This window comes from Pseudomonas sp. BF-RE-22 (assembly GCF_019956155.1).
Taxonomy (GTDB): Bacteria; Pseudomonadota; Gammaproteobacteria; order Pseudomonadales; family Pseudomonadaceae; genus Aquipseudomonas; species Aquipseudomonas migulae.
Window position 1 is genome coordinate 71,657 of record NZ_JAHBDD010000018.1, and the last position, 6,871, is coordinate 78,527.

Annotated in this window: 3 protein-coding genes; all 3 read right to left on the reverse strand. The window is 61.4% G+C overall.

The window, feature by feature from the left end:
* Positions 1 to 29: 29 nt before the first annotated feature.
* From selO to KGA82_RS11740, 3 genes are read right to left on the reverse strand one after another with little or no spacing between them, the layout of a single operon-like run.
* The gene (selO, locus tag KGA82_RS11730) at positions 30 to 1,493 is read right to left on the reverse strand and encodes a protein adenylyltransferase SelO (RefSeq protein WP_223450416.1); all 1,464 of its coding nucleotides are present in this window, start codon (positions 1,491 to 1,493) and stop codon (positions 30 to 32) included.
* Positions 1,494 to 1,541: 48 nt separating this feature from the next.
* Complete coding sequence (mscK, locus tag KGA82_RS11735; protein WP_192226886.1) at positions 1,542 to 4,892, reverse strand: mechanosensitive channel MscK; 3,351 nt, start codon at positions 4,890 to 4,892, stop codon at positions 1,542 to 1,544.
* 34 nt (positions 4,893 to 4,926) lie between these two features.
* A complete protein-coding gene (locus tag KGA82_RS11740; protein WP_008025108.1) occupies positions 4,927 to 6,669 on the reverse strand; it encodes a potassium/proton antiporter in 1,743 nt (580 codons plus the stop codon).
* Positions 6,670 to 6,871 lie beyond the last annotated feature (202 nt).

Here is a 6,871-nt window from a genome sequence, read left to right on the forward strand (position 1 = left end):
GGTTATCAAGGCGACATTCCGTAAGTCACTCAAGAGGAACAACTGATCTCCAAATGCTTCCCCCACTCCGGCGGCCGTTCGGCGTAACCCTCCATCCCCGGCTGCTCCTCGAACGGATTGCTCAGCACCGCATGCAGCCGGCGAACCTCTGAATAGTCGCCGCTTTCCGCCGCATCGATGGCTTTCTGCGCCAGGTAGTTGCGCAGGATGTAGAGCGGATTGACCGCGTGCATCCGTTGGCGGCGTTGTGGCTGATCCACCTCACCTTCGCGGGCAACACGGGCGACATAGCGCTCGGCCCAGGCATCGAAGCCCTTGATGTCGACGAAGTCATCGCGCAAGCGGGCGACGGCCAGCTCGGGTGACTCGTCGCCGAGGCGGCGGAAGAACAGGCTGTAATCGACGCCGCTGTTCTGCATCAGTTGCAGCAATTGCTCCAGCAGTTTCTGGTCATCGTCTTCGGCGGTGGTGAAGCCGAGACGGCGGCGCATCAGGTCCAGGTAATGGGCCTGGAACAGTGGCAGGTACAGCCCCAGGGTTTCGCGCAGGGCTTCGACGCTGATGAACGGCGTCAGCGCCTGGGCCAGGGCGCTGAGGTTCCACTGGCCGATCGGCACCTGGTTGCTGAAGGAGTAACGGCCCTGATCATCGGAGTGGTTGCAGATGAAGTTGGCGTCGAAGTCATCGAGGAAGGCGAACGGGCCGAAGTCGAAGGTGATGCCGAGGATCGACATGTTGTCGGTGTTCATCACGCCGTGGCAGAAGCCATAAGCCTGCCATTTGGCGATCAGCTCGGCATTGCGCTCGACGACTTCGCGGAACATCGCCAGGTACGGTTCTGGCTGTTCGAGGCATTCCGGGAAGTGCATGGCCAACACGTGCTCGCCGAGTTCTTTCTGCTTTTCGGGGCGTTTGGTGTAGTAGAAATACTCGAAATGCCCGAAGCGCACATGGCTCGGTGACAGGCGCAGGATCATGGCTGCGCGTTCCTGTTTTTCGCGCCACACCGGCGTGTCGGAGCCGATCACGCACAACGCGCGGGTAGTCGGGATGTTCAGGGCATGCAGCGCTTCGGACGCAAGGAACTCACGGATCGACGAACGCAGCACCGCACGGCCATCGCCCATGCGCGAAAAAGGCGTCTGGCCGGCGCCTTTGAGGTGCAGGTCCCAATGCTCGCCGGCCTCGTTGTAGACCTCGCCCAGCAGCAGTCCGCGACCGTCGCCCAGCTGTGGGTTGTAGGAGCCGAACTGATGCCCGGAATAAACCATCGCACGTGGCACCGCGTCGGCCCACAGCTTGTGGCCGCTGAACAGCTCGGCGAACTCCGGGGTTTCGGCCTCGGCCGGATCAAGGTCGAGCAGCGCCATGGCGGCAGGGCTCGCGACGACCAGGCGCGGATTATCGATGGGCTCGGGCAGTACGTGGGCAGAAAACGTATCGCCCAGGCGATCGAAGCGATTATCGAAGGTCAGTTCGTCGAGGGCTTTCACCGGCCATCTCCAGCAGAATGTCCGAGCATTCTGCTAGGGATAGGGCGGTTAGTCGAGTTTGGCGGGCGGCGGCTCTTGCAGCGGTTTGCCATCGGCCATCGGCACGATGGTTTTGGCTTCCGGCTCGATGGGCACCATTTTGTATTCCTGGCCGTGCAGGTTCTTCAGGTAAACCTCCATCTGCCGGAACGAAATGTTGATGTGCTGCTTCTTGAACTCGCGGTTGATGAAGCGGTTGACCTCATCGAGTACCGGGTTGCGGTCGCCGAGGTCGCGCACATGCATGCGCAGCTCGTGGTCGAGGGTGCTTTCGCCGAAGTTCAGGAAGTACACGTGCGGCTCTGGATCCTTCAGCACGCGCGGGTTGTCCCGGGCGGCTTTGAGCAGCAGTTCTTTCACCAGGTCCAGGTCCGAACCGTAATCGACGCCGAGCTTCAAGGTCACCCGGGTAATCGTGTCGGTCAGCGACCAGTTGATCAGTTGCCCGGTGATGAACGTCTTGTTCGGGACGATGATGTCCTTGCGGTCGAAGTCGGTGATGGTCGTGGCGCGGATGCGGATCTTGCTGACCGTGCCCGACAGGTTGCCGATGGTGATCGTGTCGCCGATCCGCACCGGGCGTTCGAACAGGATCATGATCCCGGAGATGAAGTTCGCAAAAATCTCCTGCATCCCGAAACCAAGTCCCACCGAAAGCGCTGCCACCAGCCACTGCAACTTGTCCCAGCTCACGCCGAGCGTGGACAGGGTCGAGACGAAACCGATGCCGGCGATCACGTAAGACAGCAGCGTGGTCGTGGCGTAGGCGCTGCCCTGCGCCAGGTTCAGCTTCGACAATACGAACACTTCCAGCAGCCCTGGCAAGTTGCGTGCGAGGGCGAAGGTGATGCCGATGATGATCAGCGCCCCCAGCATGTCGCCGATGCTGATCGGCACCATGCTCATGTTGGCGCCGGTGCCGCTGGTGTATTCGTAGAGGGTGATGTTGTCGAGGTACGAGAACACCGAAATCAGATCGGACCAGACCCAGTACAGCGCAGCGATGAAGCCGCCGAGCAGCGCCAGGCGAATCAGGCGCAACGACTGCTCGTTGACCTTCTCGATGTCCAGGGTCGGCTCTTCGATCACCGCTTCGCCATCGCCGGCCTCTTTCGCTGCCTGGCGTTTGGCCAGGGCGCGCTGGTAGGCGAGACGGCGTGCTGCAACGCTCAGGCCGCGGACGAACGTGGCTTCGATCACCAGCCAGAACATCAGCAGGTAAAGCGTGTTGATCAAGCGGTCGCTGAGCTTCAGCGCGGTGTAGTAGTAGCCGAAGCACACCGCCACGAACAACGCGACAGGCAGGACGGTGAACATGACCCCGACCGCTTTGCGGAACAACGAGGCGTTTTCGTGCGTCGGGCTGCTGATCAGCAATCGGCTGAGCAGCCAGGTCATCAAGGCGTAGCAGATCAGTACGACCGGCATGCCCAGCACGTCATCGGCCAGCCCCGCCGGTTGCAGCTCGGCAACGGCCACCACCGCGACCAACGCCATGACCACCAGCCCGAGACGGCGGACCCAGCCCTGGAGAAATTCGACCTGAGGCTTTTCCCAGCGGAAATGCAGTTCGGCGACGCCGCCCGGCGCGAGGATCCGGTAGGCGGTGTAGAACACCAGCCAGGCCTGAGCCATTTGCAGCAGCGCCGCGCCCATGTTGGCGTTCTGCCCCCGAGCGTCGATTTGCAGGGCCAGGCCACACAGGGCCAGGCCCAGCGCAACCGGCAATGCCAGCAGAATATTGACCAGAATCGCCTGCGGCGTGTGCAACTGGCTGTCACGCTTGAAGTGGCCGATGTCCTGGTGAACCTTGTTCAGTCGGGCATACAGGCTTTTGCGCCGCCACAGCAGGGCGCCGATCACCAGTACCAACGGGAGAAACAGCAGCGGTCGCTGAGTCAGGCCGTCAATCAATTCACTCACGCTCGACGCCAGCGGCAGGGTCGCCACCTGGCGTTGCAGACGTTCCGGCACGCCGCGCATCCATTCAAGATCGAGCGGCTTGTTGCTGGGAATCCAGAACATCTGTTCGTCGAGGGTCGCCCGCAGGCTTTGCGCGGTGCTGAGCAGTTGCTTCTGATTGAGTTGCAGCGTGATCGATTCGTTGAGCACCGCGCTCAGTTCGCGGTTCAGCCGCTCCAGCAGGTCGGCGCGGGTCGTGGCCAGTTCCAGCAGGCTCTTGCGCAGTTGCGGGGTGACTTGCTCGGGCGGCTGAGTCGACAGCAGGTTGTCGACATAGGTCGCCGGGTTGCTGAGCAATTCCCGTTGCTGACTGACTTCGAACTGATACAGGCGAATGTCGGCGATCTGGTCGGCCAGGTCGCGGTCGACCTTGAGGCGCGGCAGGCCCTGTTTCTGTTTGTAGAGGATTTTCGACAGCAGCAGGCTGCCCTTGAGCACGCTGATTTGCTCGTCGAGGGCCGAATCGCTCTGGGTTACGTTGTCGAGTTGCTGCTTGGTTTGCAGGTTCTGCTGGGTGACTTCGTTGAGGCGGTCGGTGCTCTTGAGCAGGTAGTCCGAAAGCTTCAGGTTTGCCGCACTTTCGGTGGCCAGCAGGGCGCTGCCGCCGGACTTCTGCGCTTCGATGGACTGCTGCGTCACCGTCTCCTGGGACTGGGCCAGGCGTTTCTGGTTGATCAGGTTTTGCAGCTCCTGGATTTCGCGATCCAGGCGGTCGGATTTTTCCGAGAGCAAGTCATGCTGGCTGTTGCCCAGGTCCTGCAACTGGCTGTTGCCGGCCAGTTCCTGGCGACGTAGCGGGATCAGTGCATTCAGTGCCGCGAGTTCGGCATTGAGCAGGTCGCGTTGTTCGCTGCTCAAGGTCTTGCCGTTGTCTTTGCCGGCCTTGAGAATGTTATTGATCTGCTGGATGCGCGTCTGGCTGGTGGAGATTTCAGCCTGGGCGCGCTCAGGGCGGGTCTGGGCGGTAATGACCAGGCTGTTCGCATCGGCGAGGGCTTTCTGCATATCGCTTTGCTGGGTCGCGCGCTCGGTCAGCATCTGCTCGAGCTGCTGCACGGATTCTTTGCCGTAGCGTTGCGCCACAGGGATGGCGCTGCTGGCTTTGAGGCGTGTCAGCTCGCGCTGGTTCTCGATGTTCTGCTTGGGCGCGGTAGCGAGTTGCTGCTTCAGATCGGCCAGCTTGCGCTCGTAATCACGCTTGTTGTTGAGCTGGGTCAGCGTGCTTTGCAGCAACGTTTGCAGGGCTTTCTGATCGGCTTCCGGCAGTTTGCGGTCGGCGATCTTGTCCAGGCTCGCCTGCACGGCTTCGCTGGACGGTGGTTCCGCCGCTTGCAGGGTGCCGACAGACAGACTCAAGCCCAGCAGGGCCATGATGAAAAAGGTGCGCAGGGTTGACATAGAGACCGATCGAAAACGAGACGAAGAATGAAGTTTAGAGGAAGAGTCCCGGACCCGGGCGACTTCCTTCGGGGAATCTGACGCCCACTTTGCCGATCTTGTTCCCTTCCATGACCGCGACGGTCCAGATGGTGTTGTTCCATTCCACCTGGTCACCCACGACTGGCGCACCGCCCACTTTGTGAGCAATGAAACTGGCCAGAGTCATATCCGGATCGATGCCTTCGACTTTCAACCCGTACAGGGCAGCAACCGCCGCCAGCTGGGCATCTCCTTCGAGTACGAAGTCGCCGAAGAAACGCAAATCGAGGCCTCGTTGAGGCGCCTGGCTAAACAGTTTTCCAAGGGCCGGCAGGTTGTGTTCGTGGCCGATTACGCAGAGCAAATCATCGACTTCGAGCACCGTACTACCCGACGGATGGAGCAGTTGCTGGCCACGAAACAGTGCGGCGATGCGTGTGCCTTCGGGCATTTTCAGTTCGCGAAGGGGCGAGCCGATGCACCATTTTTCGGCACCGAGGCGATAAACGAACAGCTCCCACTCGCTGGTGACATGCACTTCCAGGGCTGAGCGCGAGATCGGCGCAGGTTCCGGTGGCACCGTCACCTTTAGCAGTTTGGCGATCCACGGCAGGCTCGTCCCCTGTACCAGCAACGACACCAGCACAATAAAGAAGGCGAGGTTGAAGTAGAGCTGGGCGTTGGGCAGGCCGGCCATCAGCGGGAACACCGCCAGAATGATCGGGACCGCGCCGCGCAGGCCGACCCAGGAAATGAAGGCTTTCTCTCGACCGTGGAAGGCCTTGAAGGGCAGCAGGCCAACCAGCACCGACAGTGGCCGTGCAAACAGGATCATCCACAGCGCCAGGCCCAGCGCAGGCAAGGCGATCGGCAGCAAGTCGTGCGGCGTGACCAGCAGGCCCAGCACCAGGAACATGCCGATCTGCGCCAGCCACGCCATGCCGTCGAGCATGTGCAGAATGCCGTGGCGGCTGCGTACCGGACGGTTGCCGATCACCAGGCCGCACAGGTAAACCGCGAGGAAACCGCTGCCGTGCAGGGCGTTGGTCAGGGCGAACACCACCAGGCCGCCGGCGATCACCAGAATCGGATAGAGGCCGGTGGCCAGATTGATCCGGTTGACCAGTTGCAGCATCAGCCAGCCGCCACCGAGCCCGATCACGCCGCCGATGCCGAACTCGCGCAACAGGTGGGTCAGCAGGCTCCAGTGCAGGCCGGTCTGGCCGCTGGCGAGCATGTCGATCAGGGTGACGGTGAGGAACACCGCCATCGGGTCGTTGCTGCCGGACTCGATTTCGAGACTGGCGGTGACCCGTTCGTTCAGGCCTTTGCCGCCGAGCAGCGAGAACACCGCCGCAGCATCCGTGGAGCCGACGATGGCGCCGATCAGCAGGCCCTGGATCAGGTTCAGATCGAACAGCCAGGCCGCGGCCATGCCGGTCAGCCCGGTGGTGATCAACACCCCGACCGTGGCCAGCGACAGCGCCGGCCATAACGCCACACGAAAACTCGACACCCTGGTGCGCAAACCGCCGTCGAGCAGGATCACCGCCAGTGCGAGGTTGCCGACCAGATAAGCCGTTGGGTAGTTATCGAAAATAATCCCGCCGCCATCGACGCCGGCGGCCATGCCCACGGCCAGGATGATCACCAGAATCGGGATACCGAGGCGGGACGAAAGTGAGCTCACCAGAATGCTCGCACCTACCAGCAACGCGCCGATCAAGAACAGGCTGTTGATGGTCGTCGCATTCAAAGGCAATACTCCAGAAAGCTGAAAGGCGGGCACACACTGACCATGCAGTCTGCGTGCCAGCGATTCTAACCTGTTGAAATGTGATGCTGTCAAAAAGCTTTTGCAGATCAAAAGCCCTACGCATGATCCGTCTACACGCGATCCCTTGTAGGAGCCGGCTTGCTGGCGATGGCGTCTGTGAAATCGCCATCGCCAGCAAGCC